This window comes from bacterium, assembly GCA_028820935.1.
In the GTDB taxonomy this organism is placed as follows: domain Bacteria; phylum Actinomycetota; class Acidimicrobiia; order Spongiisociales; family Spongiisociaceae; genus Spongiisocius.
In genome coordinates this window covers 72,918-92,136 of sequence record JAPPHZ010000029.1, presented here as the reverse complement: position 1 = coordinate 92,136, position 19,219 = coordinate 72,918, and the positions used below count along the sequence as shown (strand labels likewise).

At 67.2% G+C, this 19,219-nt stretch carries 17 protein-coding genes; 1 reads left to right on the top strand and 16 read right to left on the bottom strand.

What is annotated here, in order from left to right; translation table 11 throughout:
- Positions 1-1,557, bottom strand: coding sequence for an aminomethyl-transferring glycine dehydrogenase subunit GcvPB (gcvPB, locus tag OXM57_06550; GenBank protein MDE0352333.1), 1,557 nt, complete (start codon positions 1,555-1,557; stop codon positions 1-3).
- Entirely contained in the window at positions 1,554-2,930 is a 1,377-nt protein-coding gene (gene gcvPA, locus OXM57_06545) for an aminomethyl-transferring glycine dehydrogenase subunit GcvPA (protein MDE0352332.1), read from the bottom strand. Before gcvPA ends, gcvPB begins: the two co-directional genes overlap by 4 nt.
- A 453-nt stretch (positions 2,931-3,383) precedes the next feature.
- Here gcvPA and OXM57_06540 point away from each other — a divergent pair, with 453 nt between their 5' ends.
- Positions 3,384-4,496 carry an NAD(+)/NADH kinase gene (locus tag OXM57_06540; protein ID MDE0352331.1) on the top strand — a complete coding sequence of 371 codons (1,113 nt, stop codon included), beginning with the start codon at positions 3,384-3,386 and terminating at the stop codon, positions 4,494-4,496.
- Between the two features lie 133 nt (positions 4,497-4,629).
- Here OXM57_06540 and OXM57_06535 read toward each other — a convergent pair whose 3' ends face one another.
- From OXM57_06535 to OXM57_06470, 14 genes are all read right to left on the bottom strand, one after another.
- Positions 4,630-5,391 (bottom strand): glucosamine-6-phosphate deaminase, encoded by a 762-nt coding sequence (locus OXM57_06535; GenBank protein ID MDE0352330.1) that lies wholly within the window; start codon positions 5,389-5,391, stop codon positions 4,630-4,632.
- Between the two features lie 136 nt (positions 5,392-5,527).
- The gene (locus OXM57_06530; GenBank protein MDE0352329.1) at positions 5,528-6,295 is read right to left on the bottom strand and encodes an ATP-binding cassette domain-containing protein; all 768 of its coding nucleotides are present in this window, start codon (positions 6,293-6,295) and stop codon (positions 5,528-5,530) included.
- 2 nt (positions 6,296-6,297) lie between these two features.
- Positions 6,298-7,497: an alanine racemase gene (locus OXM57_06525; protein ID MDE0352328.1), complete on the bottom strand. Its 1,200-nt coding sequence runs from the start codon at positions 7,495-7,497 to the stop codon at positions 6,298-6,300.
- A 6-nt stretch (positions 7,498-7,503) separates the two neighbouring features.
- A complete protein-coding gene (locus tag OXM57_06520; protein ID MDE0352327.1) occupies positions 7,504-8,460 on the bottom strand; it encodes an ABC transporter permease in 957 nt (318 codons plus the stop codon).
- Positions 8,461-8,538: 78 nt separating this feature from the next.
- Positions 8,539-9,732 (bottom strand): substrate-binding domain-containing protein, encoded by a 1,194-nt coding sequence (locus OXM57_06515; GenBank protein MDE0352326.1) that lies wholly within the window; start codon positions 9,730-9,732, stop codon positions 8,539-8,541.
- Complete coding sequence (locus OXM57_06510) at positions 9,729-11,015, bottom strand: M20 family metallopeptidase (GenBank protein MDE0352325.1); 1,287 nt, start codon at positions 11,013-11,015, stop codon at positions 9,729-9,731. The genes OXM57_06515 and OXM57_06510 overlap by 4 nt, the downstream gene beginning before the upstream one ends.
- Positions 11,012-12,202 carry an ROK family transcriptional regulator gene (locus OXM57_06505; GenBank protein ID MDE0352324.1) on the bottom strand — a complete coding sequence of 397 codons (1,191 nt, stop codon included), beginning with the start codon at positions 12,200-12,202 and terminating at the stop codon, positions 11,012-11,014. The genes OXM57_06510 and OXM57_06505 overlap by 4 nt, the downstream gene beginning before the upstream one ends.
- 387 nt (positions 12,203-12,589) lie before the next feature.
- Entirely contained in the window at positions 12,590-13,267 is a 678-nt protein-coding gene (locus OXM57_06500; protein MDE0352323.1) for an aspartate/glutamate racemase family protein, read from the bottom strand.
- 98 nt (positions 13,268-13,365) lie between these two features.
- Positions 13,366-14,508: an FAD-binding oxidoreductase gene (locus OXM57_06495; protein MDE0352322.1), complete on the bottom strand. Its 1,143-nt coding sequence runs from the start codon at positions 14,506-14,508 to the stop codon at positions 13,366-13,368.
- Between the two features lie 21 nt (positions 14,509-14,529).
- Positions 14,530-15,255 (bottom strand): CoA-transferase subunit beta, encoded by a 726-nt coding sequence (locus OXM57_06490; protein MDE0352321.1) that lies wholly within the window; start codon positions 15,253-15,255, stop codon positions 14,530-14,532.
- Between the two features lie 42 nt (positions 15,256-15,297).
- Positions 15,298-16,104, bottom strand: coding sequence for a CoA transferase subunit A (locus OXM57_06485; protein ID MDE0352320.1), 807 nt, complete (start codon positions 16,102-16,104; stop codon positions 15,298-15,300).
- 213 nt (positions 16,105-16,317) lie between these two features.
- Positions 16,318-17,133, bottom strand: a complete 816-nt coding sequence (locus OXM57_06480) for an SDR family oxidoreductase (protein MDE0352319.1) — start codon at positions 17,131-17,133, stop codon at positions 16,318-16,320.
- Positions 17,134-17,211: 78 nt separating this feature from the next.
- Positions 17,212-18,018 carry a polyphosphate kinase 2 gene (gene ppk2 / locus OXM57_06475; GenBank protein ID MDE0352318.1) on the bottom strand — a complete coding sequence of 269 codons (807 nt, stop codon included), beginning with the start codon at positions 18,016-18,018 and terminating at the stop codon, positions 17,212-17,214.
- A gap of 65 nt (positions 18,019-18,083) precedes the next feature.
- A complete protein-coding gene (locus OXM57_06470; GenBank protein ID MDE0352317.1) occupies positions 18,084-19,103 on the bottom strand; it encodes a histone deacetylase family protein in 1,020 nt (339 codons plus the stop codon).
- Between the last annotated feature and the right edge of the window lie 116 nt (positions 19,104-19,219).

Below are 19,219 nucleotides of genomic sequence, written 5' to 3'. Positions count from 1 at the left end.
TCAGCCTTCGAGCCCGTTCTTGCGGCGGTACGCTCGCCAGGTGGTCGCCCACCGGTCAGGGTCGTCCAGCCCGCTCCCAACCACCCGGTGGATGGGCTGGTTGTGGGGGGCGGTCTTGACCAGCTCGGGATCGGTGCGGGCCTCCTCGCAGATGGCCGCTATGACATCGATCCAGTAGTCAAGGTCCTCGACAGACCACATCTCCCCCGCCTCGGGTGTGAACGGCTCCGGGATGAACCAGGGCTCGTGGCTCATCCAGAAGGCATCCACGCCGTAGTCGACCATCCGGTTGGCCACATCGACGGTGGTGACCCCGGTCTCTTCGGTGAGCTCGCCCAGGCTGTAACGGGTCATCTCCATGCGGTACTCGTCCAGATGGGGAAGGCCCTTGGTCACACCGGGGATCTGGAGCAGGCGGGTCTCCATGTAGTTGTTGGCCAGCAGCGACAGGTCGGCCGCCTCTTTGACCCCCGCCGCTCCCAGCGCCCGGAGCCATGAGTAGGCCTTGATGATCACGGGGATGTTGCCCAGGTACTCCCGTACCTGCGTACTGCCGGCGTGCTCGGGCACCCTGATGGCGAACGCTCCGTCGTCTCCCTTGACCACCACCGGCGCGGTCAGGTAAGGGGCCAGCTCTTCCGAACACCCGTAGGCGCCCACCGCCGGTCCGCCGCCCGCCTTGGGAGCGCCGAAGGTCTTGTGAAGCATCATCATGCAGGCATCGAAGCCCAGCTCCCGGGCCCGGATCCGGCCCATCACGCCGTTGAAGTTGGCGGTGTCGTAGAAGCAGAGCCCGCCCACGGAGTGAACGATGTCCACCCACTCCTTGATGTGGGGGTTGTAGATGCCGATGTCGTCCGGGTTGTTGACCATCAGGGCCGCTGTCCGCTCGGATGCCGCCGCCCGGAGCGCCTCCACCGACGCGTAGCCCTTCTCCTCGAGGGGAAGGTTGATCACGTCGAATCCGGCCGCCGCGGCGGTGGCGGGATTGCATGGATGGGCCTGGACGGTGGTGATGATCTCCCGCCGCTGGGCCAGGTCTCCGCGGGCCTCGTGGTAGGCCCTGGTCACCGTGGCGTGGAGGAAGGCGGCGTCGGCGCCTCCTCCCGGCTGGAACACGAACTGGTCCATGCCGGTCAGATCCCGAAGCATCCGGTCGAGCCCATGGATGACCTCCAGAGTGCCCTGGAGGGTCTCGACGTCCTGATCGGGATGGGTCTCGGCCACGAAAGGCTGCCGGGTGAGCGCCTCGGTGACCCGCGGGTTGTACTTCATGGTGCAGGTGCCGAACAGGCTGATGCCCATCATCCCCAGCACCTCCTGGCTGAGATGCAGGTAGTGACGCAGCACCTCGGGCTCCGAGAGCTCGGGCAGGTCGGCCGGGCGGCCCCGGCGCAGGGACTCGGGAATCAGGTCGGAGGTGTCACCCACCACCGCGTCGAGATCGGGTTCGTCCACGGGGAAGAGCTGCCCCCTGCGACCCGGGGCGCCCATCTCCATCACCAGCGGCTCATCCCAGACCGCGGCGTGGTACTTCCTCAATCCGTTGGTGGTCATCGGGTCACCTCCTCCAGCGCAGCGGTCAGGCGGTCGATGTCGGCCCGGCTATGCACCTCGGTCACGCAGTACAGGGCGCTCTGGCCCAGATCGGGGAAGTCGCTGCTCAGGTCGCGGCCACCGAAGATGCCGTGGTCCCTGAGTCGTCGGTTGATCTCGGCCACCGGGATGCCCGTGCCGTCGAAACCGACCACGAACTCCTTGAAGAAGCCGGTCGGCCATGGCAGCGACACGCCCGGCACGCCTGCCAGCCGGCTGGCGGCATAGTGGCTCCGCCGGAGGATCGCTCCGCCCAACTCCTCGAAGCCGGCCGGTCCCAGCACCGACATGTAGGCGGCGTTGGCGATCGCCCACAGATAGACCGAGTTCCCGGTCCAGTCCTTGCCGTCCTCCCGGGAGCCGTATGAACTCTGCTGGAAGAGGGCGAGTCCGAAGGCCCGCTCCCCCTCGTGGGTGGTGTCGGTGAGGCTGACCTGGAGGGTGGGGTACTCCCGGGCGTAGCGCTCCTCGTCCCGGGTGGCGATAAAGCCCCCAACCCCGCCCCCGCCGTTCATGTGGATACCGAGCGGCTGGGTGGTCCCAACCGCGATGTCGGCACCGTAATCGGAGGGCGGGACGATCACGCCGAGCGAGGTCGGATCGACGCCGACGATGGTCTCGGCGCCCGCGGCTCTGGCCATCCGCGCGATCTCGGCGGCCCGGTCCTCGATCACACCGAGGTAGGCGGGGTTCTCGAAATAGACCGCGGCAACTCCGTCGTCAAGACGGCTGTCGAGGTCGGCCAGGTCGAGGCGTCCGGTGGCCGGGTCGTAACCCACATAGGCGATCTCAATGTGGCCCTCCTGCTCCGGGAACCCGGCGTAGGTGCGCGCCACGTCCAGACGCTGCGGATCCATCAGGGCGGGAACCAGGACCCGGCCGCGTCCCGTCATCCGGGTCGCCATCCGCATCGAGTGGCCCACCGCGGCGCCCCAGCTGTATACGGGCAGGCCCACGAATTCCATCCCCACCAACTCCCCCAGCTGGCTGGCGAACTCGAACCAGGCCTGGTTGCGGCCCAAGTCGGATGATCCCGTACCCCATACCGAGGTCAGGAACTCGCTGCGGGTCCAGATCTCGTCGCATATGGCCGGCACATGGTGCTGCCACGTGCCGCCTCCCAGGAAGCTCAGGTTGTCCTCGCAGTGCTCGTTCTTCCCGAGCACCCCTGTCATGTGTCGCTTCAGTTCCACCTCCGAGACGAGGGGCTCGGGCAGTTCGAACCGCCGGGTGGTTACATGTTCGTCGGGTATCTGCTCGAACAGTTCATCGACGGTGGCCGCGCCGATCGCGTTGAGCATGTGCTTCTTGGTCTCCTCCGTAGAGTTGGCCATGTAGGGGTGGGCTCTGTTCACTCCATCACACCTTCGGTCTCGCGCTGATCTTGCTGACCTCTAACTCTACCGATGGGAGGCTGCGGCGCGTCCACTAGCGGTCTGCCAGTGCTCGGTCTGCGGAATGGCGGTGTCGTGTGGCGCCGGCAGCGGTGTTCCTCACAAGGCCCGCTGACGAAGGCGTGCCCGCAGCGGCACGTCAAGGAAGCGGAACACAGCGACGGGACACCGATGACCGCCAGACACGCCTGGCTGTTTCGCAGACAGACCACTCTCGCGTCTGTCTGCGGAATGGCGGAGTGGTATGGCGCCGGCAGCGGTGTTCCTCACAAGGCCCGCTGACGAAGGCGTGCCCGCAGCGGCACGTCAAGGAAGCGGAACACAGCGACGGGACACCGATGACCGCCAGACACGCCTGGTCGTTTCGGGGACAGACCACTAGCTTTCCGGCTCATGAACCGAAACCCGATCCGGTTGGGCTTGATCGTCAACCCGATCGCGGGAATGGGGGGATCGGTGGGTCTCCACGGCACCGACGGTGACACCTACCGGCAGGCCGCCGCCCTCGGAGCGGTCCCCATCGCCCACCGCCGGGCGGGCCGGGCCGTCAGGTTGCTGGCGGACGCCGTTCCCGACCTGCAGGTGATAACAGGCTCCGGCACAATGGGAGAGAAGACAGCCCGGGAAGCCGGGCTCTCGCCTGTCGTAGTACCGGTGAGGTCGGACCCGACCACCTCGGCCGACACCCGTGAGGTAGCCGCCAGGATGCTGGAGGAAGGTGTCGGCCTGATCGCCTTCGCCGGAGGGGACGGGACCGCCCGCGACATCGTGGCGGTGGTCGGTACCGAGGTTCCGGTGGTGGGCATCCCCACCGGTGTCAAGATGCATTCCGCCGTGTTCGGGAACACGCCGGAGGCGGCCGGCGCCATGGCGGCCCGCTACCTGGCGACGCCTGACAAGGTTCCTCTGACCAGGCGAGAGGTGTTGGACGCTGGGGACGACCCGGGCCACGTGGCCGGCTTCTCGGTCGCATCCGTCCCCTTCGTCCGTGACCTTCTCCAGCCGGGCAAGGCCACTACCGCGCTGGGGGACGATGCCAGCCTGGACCGGCTGTGCAGCAAGCTTGCCGGCGGGATGGCGCCCGATCATCTCTACGTGCTCGGACCCGGTACCACGGTGGCTCGAATTCTCGATCACCTGGAACTGGAGGGAACACTGGCCGGCGTGGACGTGGTTCGCAACCGCCGGATGGTCGCCACCAACGTCACCGCCGCCGAGCTGGTCGCCCTGCTGGAGCCAGGCGTTCCGGCCACGATCTACCTGGGGGTGATCGGCGGCCAGGGTTTCCTGCTCGGCCGGGGCAACCAGCAGATCAGCCCCGAAGTCATCAGCCGGGTCGGCGAGGAGAACGTGATCATCCTGGCCGGGGAGGAGAAGGTACGCCTCCTGGACCCGCCCGTCCTCCGGGTGGACACCGGCGTCGAGTCAGCCCGGCCGGTCATGCTGGGATACAGGAGGGTCCACACTTCCCCCGGCCGCAGCACCGTAATGAAAGTGGTCACCTAGGAGGGTACTAAAAAACGTCCGGTTGCCCGTTGTCCGGCGATGAGACCCCAGGTCAACGCAATCGCGGGCCAAGCCATCCCTATCTTTTTCAGCACCCTCCTGAACCGCACACAACCGGCCCGGCCGGCGACGGCTACCGGATCGGGATACGCATCCGGGCTGCTTCACCGGCAACCGCTGGGTTCACGGCCCGGCGATCGACGACAAGGGTGACGCGGGGGTGAGTCCGGAGGATCGAGGCCGGCAGGGCTTCAGCCACCGGACCGAGCAGCGCACCCTGTACGGCAACGGCCTTGGCGGCGCCCGACGCCATCACCATCAGATGACCGGCCCCCATGATCGTGCCGAGACCCTGTGTCACCGCGCAGCGCGGCATCTCATCCGGGTTGCCGAAGAAGCGGGCGTTGTCAGCCCGGGTCGTCGCGGTGAGGCTCACGACCCTGGTACGGGAGTCGAAGGCCGAGCCGGGCTCGTTGAAGGCGAGATGGCCGTTGCGCCCGATCCCCAGGATCTGGAGCCCGATCCGTGCCCGCCGGACCCGGCGGTCGTAGCGGGCGCACTCCTCCTCCATGTCGGCCGCATGCACGTCGGGAGAGAACAGGCGGGCGGGTCGGAGGTCGACCAGTCCGGTCAACTCGGCGCGGACAACATTGCGATACAGCTGCGGATGGTCATGGTCCAGCCCCACGTACTCGTCCAGCAGGAAGGCCCGGGCGGCTGCGAACGAGAGGGATTCCTCCCGGTGGCGGCGGACCAACTCCCGGTAGAGGGGCTGCACCGACGCGCCGGTCGCCAGGCCGAGCACCGGCGATGGAACGGAACGAAGGAAGGTACCGACGATGCCGGCCGCTCGGGCGGCCATCTCCTCGGCGCTCGAGGCGACGACAACCTCCACTTGCTGCGCCGTCCCTCGCGAACGGATTACCCGACCCGGGGAACGCGCCCGGACCGGACGCGCGGGCTCCCCGCGGACGTGCTGAGGGAGGACCGGCCCCTGCCTGCCTTCATGGACGGCAATCTCCCCGAGACCCTCACTCCGGGGACTCGGTGGTCCTCGCGCCGGTGATGAAAGCCACCAAGTCGTCCTGGGTCACCTGGCTGACGTCGGCTTCGGCCGTCTTGCGCCCCCGTCGTAGCACCACGGCCGTGTCGCACACCGCCGTGACCCGGTCCATGTTGTGTGTTATGAGCAGCACCGCCACGTTCGCGTCCCGGAGCGTACGGATCAGGTCCAGGACCCGGCGGGCCTGCTCGACACCCAGCGCCGCGGCGGGCTCGTCCAGGAGAACGATCCGCTGGCCCCAGGCAACCGCCCTCCCGATGGCGATGGCCTGCCGCTGACCACCTGACAGCAGCCCGACCGGCTTGCGCAACGACGGGATGGCTATCCCGAGACGGGCCAGGGTCTCGCCGCACTCCTCGTGCATACGCCTCTTGTTCAACAGCCCCAACCGTGACCCGAACCACCCGCCTTGTGTGTACTCCCGGTTCAGGAACAGGTTCTCGGCCACGTTCAGCGTGTCGATGAGCGACAGATCCTGGTGGACGGACTCGACGCCCAGCGAGCGGGCCACATCCGGAGAGGAGATCCGATGCTCGGCCCCGTCGATGCGTATGCTGCCCGAGTCCGGCTGGTAGATCCCGGCCAGGCACTTCACGAGCGTCGACTTACCGGCCCCGTTGTCGCCCAGCAGCGCCGTCACCCGCCCCCGGTGAAGATCGAGAGAGACGCCGTCCAGGGCCTGCACGGCGCGGAACGCCTTCGACAGGTTCCGGACCTCGAGGGCGGGAGCTGTCATCCTCACCTCGCCGGTATCGGATCGCCCAGGGTGTTCCAGACGCCGGCCACCGCCGGGGCAGCCGTCCGGGCCCCCGCCACTCCCACCACGCAAGCCCGGGTCACGAAGGCTTGAACGCGGAACCCGCAGATCACGGTGTCCCCCTCCTCGACCTTGCGCGAGGCCGGTGGATGGAGCCTTGCGTAGTAATCGATGCCGGCCGGGTCGGGCATGTCGAGCGGCACCGGCTCGGTGGACGCATCCTCCGGGGCGGCCGCTACCAGTGCCCGCGTGCCGTACGGGTCGAAGACGGGGTCGACATAGAAGCCACCGCCGAAGCACAGCGGAACGCCCTGGTGCAGGTGGGCTACCTCGGTGAGGTATAGAGCGGCGGGCTGCTCGGGTAGCTCATCCACCGCGTGCAGTGGCGTCGAGCCGGTAAGGCCGTGGCCGGGCTCGACCTGGGTGGCCCCGATGTCCGCCAGCAGATCGAGGACCGCTGTGGAGGTCGTTCCGGGTGCGTTGACCTCGATACGGGCGCCGTCTCCGAGCGCGCCGGCGGCCACCTCCACCCCCCGGGCGAGGGTCTCCACGTTGGGCGTGGCGGCCACCTTCCTGGTCTCCTTGTCGTAGAGGAGCGCGGGGAAGGTGGTGAGACCTGCGAACCGCAGCCCGGCGGTTCTGTTCACGAAGGCGATGGCGGACGGCAGCTCGTCGATGTGAAACCCCCCTTCGTGCCCGGGGTAGAAGACGTCGCCCTCGTTCCATATCCGGAGGAGCACGTCCTGGGTGCGCCCGAGCCTCGCCACCGCCCGGGAGGCCTCCGAAGCCTTGGTGCGGGAGAAGATGGTCCAGTATTCGGGGGCCATGCCTGCCGCCTCACGGGTCTCTCCGCGCGCCATCTGGACAAGATGCCCCAGATTGCCCAGCCTGTGCCCACCGGCCACGATGGGCCGGGCACAGGCCATGTCGACCGCTACGTAACCGTCGGCGCCGCCCCGGGTTATCGCATCCAGCGCACCCCCGGCGCGGCCCAACTGCTTGCTCATCGCATACACCGTGAGCCCCCGGCGGTGGGCCTCGTTCGAGAAGTGGCGGGTGTTGGCCTCGATCGTGTCGAGATCCAGGACGTAGCTGTTGGCGGGGATGCTCCCCTCCTGGTGGAGCCGGATGGCCGCCTCTACGAAGGGCCTGTTACGGGTCAGCAGTGTCTTCAGGAACATCGTGGCTCAACTTTCTTGCGGTGCTCGCATGCTGAGTGCCACGGCGAGGATGATGATCACCCCGCGGGCGATCAGTTGGTCCGCCACCTCCAGCCCCATCAGGATCAGCCCGTTGTTGAGCATCGCCATGATGACCGCTCCGGTCACCGCCCCCGCGATCGAGGCGCGCCCCCCGAACAGGCTGGTGCCCCCTATAACGACCGCCGCTATCACTGTCAGCAGGTCGTTCTCGCCGAGGTCGTGGCGACCGATGGCCAGCCGGCCGGCCAGCAGCACCCCCGCGAAGGCGGCGGCGGTGGCGCTCGCCACGAGGGCGCTGACCCGGATGCGGTCCGTGTTGAGTCCGGACGCGTTCGCCGACTCCCGGTCCGCCCCCGTGGCCAGGACGTGGCGGCCCCAGCGCAGGTGGTGTAGCGCGAAGTGGCCCAGCGCGAACACGATGATCGTCCAGACGACGAGGGACGAGACCGGACCCAGCGATCCGGCGCCGAACAGAGCCGCAAAGGTGTCGTCCCGGATCGGCATCGACTGGAGGTTGTTCACATTGCGGGCGATCCCGCTGATGATGCCCAGCGTGCCCAGGGTGACCAGGAATGAGGGAATCCGGACCTTGACGGTGATCAGACCGTTGAAGAGGCCGACCACAACCCCGGTGGCCACCGCCGCGGTGGCGCCCGCCAGGAACCCGTGATCGCCGACCACCACCGCAGCCACCAGCGACGAGAGGGCCACCGTGGACCCCACGGACAGGTCGATCTCCGCGGACGCAAGGGCGAAGGCCATCCCCACCGCCATCACCGCGATGGGCGCAGCCTGGCGGCCGATGTTCAGCAGGTTGGAAGTGCTGAGAAACCCGTCGTCCCAAAGGAACAGAGCGAAGACGGCGAGGATCGAGACGAAGGCCAGGTACACGACGTACTGTCGAAACCCGCCATCGTCGCCTTGGCGCGCCCGTGACCGTATCGAGCCGGCGACGGCTCTAAGCGGTCTACGTACCGCCTTCACTTCGGGCAGTTCCTTCGGACACTCGGACGCTACAGCCTATCCGCCGAGGGCTTGCATGACTTCGGTTGGTGGGTCGGTCGCCAAAGATTGGCGGTAGGCGTCGACGATGTTGTCAGCGGTGACCTTGATGGCGGGAACCACCACGAAAGGAGGCGCCGGCTTGCCGACCAGACCGTAGGCGCCCTCGAGAGCCATGGTCCGGCCCAGGGCATAGGCCTCATCAGCGGCGATCCCGACAATGTTGCCGCCCTCAACCAGATCCAACGACACGTTCGTGTCCAAATCGAGGGTCACCACCGCCACGTCGGAAGCGCCGGCCGCTCGCAGAGCCGCCAAGACCCCATCAGCGGGACCAGCCGACCACGGCGCGTAGATGCCGTTGAGGTCAGGATTGCGAGTCAACAACGACGCCGCGATCTGCTCGGCAGCCGCCGGGTCCGCCAACCCCTGCTCGTCGACGATCTCGATGCCGGGATAAGCAGCCTCGATCCAGGCCTTGAACGCCTGATCCCGCTGGTTCGTCACGTAATAGGCAGCATCGTGGAAGATGAACCCCACCTTGCCCTGACCCCCCAGCGCGTCAGCCAACAGATCAGCAGCAGCAATACCCATCGCCGCCAGGTCGTCGGTCACCACCCCGACATAGTCAGTCCCATGAACGTATCCCTCAGGCACATTGCTCAAGAACACCAACTGCACGCCCGCATCCACAGCCGGGCGGAACGCCTCCGCACCCGACACCGGATCGAGAACCAGACTGATAATGATGTCAGGGTTCTGAGCCATCACCGTCTCGACGTCGTTCGCCTGCTGCGCCGCGTCGAACTGCGCGTTGGTCTCAGCAATAACCTCGATACCCAACTCGGCGAACGCGTCCCGAGCGCCCTGGCTCACCGCATCAGTGAACGCACCCGCGGTATGCCACAACAACGCAGCCGTAAAACCACCCGCCTTCACCTCAGCGATCTCATCAGCCGAAAGCACAATCTCACCCGACGGAGTAGCCGCCTCACCCCCCGGCCCCCGAGTCACAGGCGCCACCGGCGCCGCAGGCGCCTCGGTGGTGGCGGGGGCCTCGGTGGTGGCGGGGGCCTGGGTCGTGGTCGCTGCCCTGGTAGTCGTCGTTTCCTCGGCAACGTCATCACCGCCGCAGGCCGCAGCCAGCAAGCCGAGCACCGCCATGGTGGCAATGAACATCCGCCGCCTCGATGTCCTTGTTCTTGTCTTCATTGTTCCTCCTCTGGCCGCCCGTTCCCTGCTTGCTCCACGCCGCACCACGACGCCACGAAGTGGGCGAGGGTGCGGGTAGTGGAGATCAACTCCTGGATCGGGAGCCGTTCGAATGGGGTGTGACAGGTCGCTATGTCTCCGGGAGCGAAGTACACGCCGGGGATCCCGGCGCCCCGGAGCAGTGGCTTCTCCGACCAGTAGGGAGCACCCTCGATCCGGGCCCCCCCACCGGTCGTGTGTTCGATCGATTCCATCAGCGAGCGGACGCCCGGATGGTCCGGGGAAACCTCGTCGGGCGTTCCGCCCACCCGGTGATCCCGGGGGGCGGAGAAGACCACCTCGGCCGACGCGCCGTGGCCGTCCGCAACCCTCGCCGCTATGTCTCGCAACGCGTCAGCCTGGCAATCGAGGTCGTCGCCGGGGAGCAGTTTCTGGATGAGGGACAACCGGAAGTCGCCAGGAACCGCGATGTTGCCTCCGGACTCGACGTGGGTGACCAGCAGGAAGCGCTCGCCGAGGAGGTCATGGGCCTCCCCAGCCCTCAGGGTCTCGTTCCGGTCCCAAAGCTCGCTCAGCAGCGCGTGGCCGGCCCGCAGCGCATCCACTCCGAGTTCGGGGGTTCCGAAGTAGGCCGAGCGACCGGTCAGGGTCACGTCGGCGATCAGGAAACCCATCTGGGCGGTGTAGATCGCCCCCGTGGTCGGCTCGGTGTAGATGGCGAAGTCCGGCGCGTGACCGGGACCGTCGAAAAGGTGCGAGACGGCGGCGCGCATCCCCGCCGAGAGCCCGCTGCCGGGCTGACCGGACTCCTCATCACAGACGAGCAGTCCGGTGAGGTTGCCGGCCAAGCGGTAGCCGGCCCGGTCGACTGCTCTAACCGCCTCGATGATCGAGCAGACCCCCGCCTTCTGGTCGGTCACGCCGCGGGCCCAAATCTCCCCTTCGACGATGCATCCCCTGAAAGGGTCGGCACGGTCTGTCCCGCCCCACTCCCGCACCCAGTCGTCCGCGTGAACAGTGTCGAGATGCCCCGCCAGGACCAGGGACCGTCCTCGTGCCCGGCCCGTCTCCGCGTAGACGTTGGGCCGTCCCGGTTCCGCCTCCACCAGACGCACCCGGTCCCAGGGTCCTTCCTCCATCCGGCTACCGGCCCATTCGGCGAAGGCCTTCTCTTCGGGAGTGACGCTCGGGATCCTCACCGCCTCCAGAACCAGCCCGACCAGATCCTCCTCGTTGACGGCGGCGGCGATCTCATCGGCCGGTGACTTCAGGTTCGGGGTCATCTGCCCAACCGGCCCCGTACGAAGGTGGTCCTCACCGAGGCCCGAGCGGTTGAGATCGCTCCCATGAAGGCAGCCCGGCTCCCCAATGCCGAAGCGACCAGTTCAGGCGTCTCGTCAAGGCAACGGTCCAGCTTGGAGCGCACCGCATCCACGAAGATGGGATTGGACCCGACCCCTCCCCCGAAGACGATCCGGGCCGGATCTCCGAACCAGCAGAGCCAGGCCACCGCCGATGCCATCGCCTCGGCGGCGATGCCGAGAGCCTCGGACGCGGCTTCGTCACCCGATGACGCCGCGAGGAGGATCTCCGAGACCTCGGCATCGCGCTCGAGGCGGGAGGGAAAGTCGGTATCTACTGCTTGGCGGAACCGCCTGCGAATGGCTGGAGCGGAGGCCAGATCCTCCAGCGTAAGACGTCCCGCCCGGTCGTCAGCCACACCGGACATGTCGATCGACCCGAGCTCTCCGGCGGCTCCGTGTCCTCCCCGGTACAGCCTCCCGTCCATCACCAGACCGGCGCCTATTCCGGTGCCGACGGAGATGGCGACGAAATCGAGCCCACCACGGTCGTCCATCGCCTCCGCCTCTGCCACCGCAGCCAGGTTCACGTCGTTCTCGATGGTGACCGGCACGCCGAGCCGTTCAGAGAGTTCCGCGCGGATCGGGAGATCGGAGAATCCTGCGAGGTTGGGAGACATCTCCACCCGGTCCGGCCGCGGCCGGTACACGCCGGGCACGCCCACGCAGCCGGATTCGAGGAGGTGGCTCTTGCCGAGGTTGGTGAGCAGCCGGGTCGTGGACCCCACAACCGCGTCCACCGCTGCCCGGGCATTGGAGGCGGTCTCGATACGGTCCTCTGCCAGTACCCGCCCCAGCAGGTCGGCGACACCCACGATGACCTTGGTGGCCCCCATGTCCACTCCCACGACCAGCGCGGCGTCCGGAACCAGCGCATAGGGCGCGGCCGGGCGCCCGATCCGGCCCTGGGAGGCCTCGGGAGGGATGAGGCTCACCACGCCGGCGTCCTCGAGGTCAGAAACCAGCGCGGACACGGTCGGCTTCGACAGGCCTGTCCGGCGGGCCAGCGTGGCGCGTGAGATCGGGAACGGCGCGGCCTCCATGAACTCGTCGAAGACCGCCTGGCCGTTACGGAGGCGAAGTGCCCAGGAGCCGGACCCGTCGATCATGTCTCGCGCTCTTCGCGGTGTTGGAGGAGGGCGTCACGCCGCGCCGGTAACCGTCTGTCCCGGAAACCCGATTCACACCGGTAGACGCAGGTGCCGGACGCCATCCCATCCTCGTGATCCGTTGACGGCGATCCATACGGCCTGACAACCGGGTGGATCTCGCCGACTCGAGCCGTATTGTCCCCCCTTCCTAGTTAGTTTGTCAAGTTACTTTACTAATTATCTGGATCCCATCGTTAGGAGAAGGGGGCGCACCGGTTAGGGCTCGGAGACCCCGAAGCCGGTCGAGTTGTAGGGAGGGCGGACCAGTGTGCCGAACGGCTGGCAGACGTCCTACGGAGACCTGGCGGCCGGGGTGCTGGAAGCTCGGGCAGCCGCCCGTGCTCTCTAGCCGAGTGGCGAATCCGCTCCGGTCACCGGGGATGCGTCCCGGAGAGCTGAGGCGGCGAGTGTCAGCGCCGCCCGGCATGGCTCGATTACCGGCATCCCGAGGTCGGCCTGGAGCCGGGCGCGGAGGTGGGTCATGCCGGTGCAGCCCAGTACCACCGCCTCGGCACCGGCTCCGGCCAGTTTCCGCCCGGTTCCGAGCACGTCCCGGTAGGCGTCCTCGCTCTCGAGATCCAGCACTCCCCTGCCTGTGGCGATGTCCGCCACGATCCTCGCCGACACACCGATGCGGTCCCAGTAGCGGTAGTGGCGCGGTATGGCGACATCGAGGGCGGAGATGATTCCGACCGTGCGTCCTCGAGACATGGCCGCCAACACCGCCGACTCGGCAATTCCGAACACCGGCTCATCCAGCGCGTTCCTCAACTCGGTTATCCCTGGATCCGAGAAGCACGCCACCACGTAGGCATCGGCGGGATGGGCCAGAGCGGTCTCGACCATGGGGCCGACCGCGGCGGCGACGTCCTCATCGGTTTCTATGGCCGGAGGACCCTCAGCACAGGTGACCACCTCTATCCCGACTCCCAGGTCGCCCGCGAGGGAACTCACGGCGTCATCGATCTGCATGGAGATGGTCGCCGAGCTGTTCGGGTTCACGATCGTGACCGTTCCGAGCATGGGCGCACACCCTACCGGCCGCGAAGTGTCTCCAGCCGGACAGCTCGCAACGGGTTCGTCCGGCGATGTCGAATCCCTTGGGGATGCTGGCAAAATGCCTAGAAGCGGTCGGGGGCGAAGGGGGTCAGATCGACCTCGGGGGTGCGGTCGAGCGCCAGCTGCGCCAGTACCCGGCCCATGAGCGGGCCCGCTGTCAGGCCCATGTGGGGATACACCCCCACCACCAGACCGGGTGGGCCCAGGGGTCCGATGATCGGGGACAGGTCGGGAGTGGCCAGACCGGCCCCTGACCAGGTGCGGATCAGCTGGACTCCGGCCAGTGACGGGACCACCCGCAACGCGATCCTCATGTTGGCGATCAGGTTGGCCGGGTTGACCCGGGTGACGCCTGTGGCGGGGTCGATATCGGATGACCAACCGCCACCGATCAGCAGCGTGCCTGCCTTGGCCTGCTTGAAGGTCAGCTGGCCGCCGGCGAAGTAGACCAGGTGGTGAACCATGGGCGCAATAGGTTCGGTGGCCCCGACCTGGGCAGGATCGTCGAAGATCGCGAGGGGCGGACCCCACAACGGTGCGAACCGGTTCATGGTGTTGCCCGCCGCCAGCACCACGCGCCGGGCGGTGACGATCCCGGCGCTGGTCGAGACCGTGAAGACGTCGCCGTCAGGTTCGAGCCCGTGGACCTTGGTATTGACCTGAATGGTCGCGCCTCGCCTGCCGGCCGCCCTGGCGAGCGCGGGGCCGGCCAGCATGGGGTTGGCCTTTCCCTCCACGTGGGAGAGTTGGGCGCCGACCATTGTGGATGACACGTAGGGGGCGACCGTTGCCAGATCCTGGCGCCCGAGCAGGTCGGACTCGACCCCGGCGGACCGCTCGATGGCCACCTTGCGCTCGATGTCCCGCATCTGATCGTCCGTTTCGGCTATCAGGAGCCCCCCGTTCAAAGTGACCTCGAGATCGGCGGATAGCTGTTCTCCGAGGTCTCTCCAGATCGCCAGGGAACGGTGCAGGAACAGCAGGGCCGGAAGGAAGGCCCGCCCCCAATCGTCCCCGAACTCCAGGAAGGAGCCGTGCTGGATCTGACCGTGCAAGCTTCCGGCGTTCCTGCCGGAGGCCTGGGTGTTGAGGTCGTACTCCTCGAGCAGCAGGACCTCGGCCCCGTAGCCGGCCAGGTGCCAGGCCGCCGAGCAGCCCGTTACTCCCCCGCCGACGATGAGAACATCCCAGGTTCGGCCTGCCATGTTGCCCCTAGTGGTCGGTCACTAGGACCGGCTGATGAGGTCTCGGAGCGCCGCCAACTCCTTGCTGGTCGGGGCGTCCGTCACTCCGAGGGGCGACGCCACCCGGAGCGGCCACTGGGTCTGATCCTGGACATCTCGAACATCGACACCCGGATGTACCGCCACCAGGGTCAATTCGTTGTCCTGCGGATCGGGCCTCAGTATCCCCAGATCGGTGATGACGTTGATCGGCCCTGCCCCCCGGAAACCGAGTCGGGATCTGGTTTCGGGCGCCGGACCCAAGCCGACCGAGGTCACGAAGTCGACCCTGGGCACGAAGGCCCGCCGGGCATGGCGCATGATCACCGTCACCTCGCGGCAGTGGGCGGCGATCTCGGGAGCACCTCCCGCCCCGGGGAGGCGCACCTTCGGCTGGTGGTAGTCGGGACCTATCACGGTGGTGTTCAGGTTGCCGAACCGGTCGATTTGGGCAGCGGACAGGTATCCGACATCGATGTGTCCGCCCTGCAGCCAGTAGTTGAATATCTCGGGCACGGAAACCACCGAGTCGGCCGTCTCCGCCAACTCACCATCGCCGATCGAGAGCGGTAAGCGGTAGGGCTTGGCGCCGAGCGCCCCTGCTTCATAGATGAGGAACAGGTTCGGCGCATGGGTGTTGCGGGCCAGGTTCGCAACCGTGCTGGGGATTCCGATGCCCACGAAGCAGGACATTCCGTCGCGGAGAAGACGGGACGCCACCACGGACATGATCTCGGCGGCGGTCCACGCCGGCGTGCGGTCCGCCACTGTTCAAGCTCCCATGACGTATTCGTCCTGCCAGGCAAGGAACGCCTCCCGATCCCGGCTCACGTCAGGCCACTTCCGGTACCAGGTACTGTCACGTTCGTAGTAGCCCTGCACGTAGGAGGGCCGGGCGCCCCCGGGTACCTCGCACACCGCGGTGATAGCCATCGACGGGATGACGAAATCGCCGGGTCGGCGATCCAGGACTTCTACCACCTCCTCCACCGTGACGACGGCATACCGGGACGCCATGACCACCTCCCGGAACACCCCGGATATACCCCACACCTGTACGTTGCCGGCCCGGTCGGCCCGCTGGGCGTGGAGGATCCCCGTGTCGGGGTTGAGAGCACGCACCGCCGCCACCCGCTCAGCCGTGAACGGGCACTCCAGGAACCGGACATGCGGGGCAATCTCGCCCAGAGAGTTCCCTGCGTAGCCCCTCATCACGGTGAACGGCATGCCCGAGGCGCCGGCCACATACCGGTTGGTCAACCCGGCGTGGCTGTGTTCCTCCAACTCGATTGGCGCCGGCCAGCCATTCTCCACCGCATCCCGGAAGCGGTACAGAGAACCCACACCGGGGTTCCCGCCCCACGAGAAGAGCAGCTTGCGCACGCATCCGGCCCCGATCAACTGGTCGTAGATGAGATCAGGGGTCAACCTCGACACGGTTAGGTTTCGTTTCCCCTGGCGGATGATCTCGTGCCCGGCGGCAAACGGGATCAGATGGGTGAAACCTTCAAGGGCGACGGTGTCCCCGTCCTGCACGTATCTTGAAATGGCTTCGCTGAGACCCAGGTGTTCGGCCATACCTCGAAGTTCTTCGGCAACATCCCGCCCGCCGCCAGGCGCCTCTGACCGGAGATCAGGTGGGTGGCGGTCATGTTAGGCGCCGCGCGGGCCGGCCCGGCATCAGACCAGCAGGAAGCGGGGAGTCAGATCAAGGCAAGGACCACGCCGGGTACAAGCGCGTGTCCCGTCCACCTCGACGAACCTGCGCCCGGCGTCGCAACGCGGGATGCCCTACCTGGCTGTGTAGCCGCCGTCGATGGCAAGCACCGTGCCCGTCATCCATTCGCTCTCGTCCGAAGCCAGGAAGGCCACGGCCGAGGCGACGTCGGAGACCGTTCCGAGCCGGGGCCACGGGGTCAGATCGTGTTCTGGATTGTTACCCATGACCGACCGGGACAGGGAGGTCTCCACGAAGCCGGGAGCGACCGCGTTGATCCGGATCCGCTCGTCCGCGTAGTCGATGGCCAACTGGCGGGTGAGTCCGATCACCGCTCCCTTGGAGGCGGAGTAGGCAGGCTCCGCGGCCAACCCGACCATCCCGGCGATCGATGCGATGTTGACAATGCTCCCGCCCGATCCCGTCCGCACCATGTGGCTGATCGCCACCTTGCATCCGAGCCAGACTCCTTTGAGGTTGATGGCGATGGTCGAGTCGAACTCGGCTTCGGTCTCATCGAGGATCGTCCGGTGGCCGTGCCAAATCCCCGCGTTGTTGACCATGATGTCCAGCCCGCCCAACTCGCTCTCCGCGGCAGCTGCCGCGGCCTTCATGTCCGACGACCGGCTTACGTCGGTCTCCAAGAAGACCGCCTCTCCCCCGGCGGCCCGGATCAGATCCACGGTCGATGCGTGGCCTCCGTCCTCGTGAGACCCGTCACGGGGATGCGGGCGGAGGTCCGCCACCAGTATCCGGGCGCCCTCCACCGCCAGCCGGCGGGCGACGGCCCGGCCGATCCCGGAACTTGCGCCGGTCACCACAGCGACCTTCCCCTCGAGAGGGCGAGCGAACCGTGGCTCGGCGGTGTGGCGTGGCACGTCCTCGATCACCGGCCTATGCACGGTGGCAGGCGTGGACCGGGGACCCCGCACCGGGACGCCGCGATCGGGAAGTGACCGACCCCGGACTCAGAACCTCTCCTCGACGAAGGTCTGGTCCGTGATGGGCGGGCGGACGTAGCCGACCCCCGACTGGCGTTCGGGTAGCTCTATGTCGTCCCATGGAACATCCTCGTAGGGAATCTGGTCCAGCAGGTGGGCGATGCAGTTCAGGCGGGCACGCTTCTTGTTGTCGGCGTTGACCACGTACCAAGGGGCCTGCTTGATGTCGGTGTGGGCGAACAGGATGTCCTTCGCCTTGGAGAACTCCACCCACCTAGACCTGCCCTCCACGTCCACCGTTGATAGCTTCCATCGCTTCGTCGGATCGTTGATACGGGCCTGGAACCGGCGCTCCTGTTCGGTATCGCTCACGGAGAACCAGTACTTGATGAGGATGATGCCCGACCTGATCAGCATCCGCTCGAACTCGGGGCAGGAACGCAGGAACTCCCGATACTCCTCCTGGGTGCAAAAGCCCATCACCGGCTCCACCACCCCGCGGTTGTACCAACTACGGTCGAACAGGACCATCTCACCGGCGGCGGGCAACTCGGCCACATAGCGCTGGAACCACCACTGGGTCTTCTCGCGATCGCTCGGTGTGCCCAGGGCCACCACCCGCACCACACGGGGATTGAGACGTTCGGTGATCCGTTTGATGACGCCGCCCTTTCCGGCAGCGTCGCGGCCCTCGAAGATGACCACCACCTTGAGACCCCGGTGCTTGATCCAGCGCTGTAACCGGACCAGCTCCTCCTGGAGATCAGCCAGTTCGGATTCGTAGAACTTGCGCTTCAGCTTCGGTCGGGACGGCGGGACGAAATCGTCGGACAATCCATGGGACGGGATGCGTGCAGCCACATGAGAACAATAGTGAGAACTCGGTAGCGAGGGCTCCCCTACTCGAAGGCGGACAACACCGCCGGTACGGCCGACTCGAGAACGCCGGGACCGTAGCCTCCCTCCTGGATGATCACAGCGGGCAGGCCGGTGCGCAGCGTTTGCCCGAGCAATGGATAGTCCTCGTCGGTCAGGGCCAGCACCCCGTCGGTGACATGGGTGTCCACCCCCAGAGCCACCACCAGGAAGTCGGCTCCGAAGGAGTGGACGGCTTCGATGGCTTCCTCCAGGGCGGGGCGATAGGCGGGCCAGCCCGACCCGCTCGGGAGGGGAAGGTTGAGGTTGGCACCGCGCCCGGCCCCCTCGCCCCGCTCCTCGGGGAAGCCGGAGAAGAACGGGAAGTGCACCTCGGGATCACCGTGGATCGAAATGGTCAGTACGTCCCCACGGTCCCAGAACACCGCCTGGGTGCCGTTGCCGTGGTGGGTGTCGACATCCACGATCGCCACGCTGGCCCCCCGTGACGCCAGCCACGCCGCCGCGAGGGCGGTGTTGTTCAGGTAGCAGTAGCCGCCGAAGGTCGCCGGAGCGGCGTGGTGGCCGGGCGGTCGGCAGATGGCATAGGCGGCCTTCCCCCCGTCATGGACGGCCCCGGCCGCGGCGACGGCGCTCGCCGCCGCCGAGAGCGCTGCCGGCCAGGTTCCCTCCAGGATCGGGTCGACATCGTTGGAATAGATGCCGAGTTGCGCGTCGACATGGGAAGGGGGCCGGCCCGGCAATCCGGGAATGGGACGGATGTAGGCCACCGCTTCGCCGTCGGCCGGGGCGCCGGTGGCGGCCCGCCAGCGGTCGTGCGCCATGTGCAGGAACTCCAGGTACTCGGGCTCGTGTACGAGGAGCAAGTCCTGCTCGTCAACAGGAGGGGGGCAAACCACGTCGACTTCTTCGAGCTGTGCCAGGGCGGAGAGAATGCGGTCGGCTCGCGCCGCGGTCTCTGCCGGAGGCAAGAGGACTCCCCCGAATCGGTGGGGCTCCGAGGGATCATGGAGGCGGTGGTCTGGGTGGACGTAGACGAGCACGGACCCTCCGAAGCAAGCTGGCTGGCCAGAGAATCATAGGAGTTGGCGGAGTCGCTTGGCCACTGTCCGCCAAGCCGGGATCACATTCCGACGGCCGGGTCGACCGGGACGTCTTC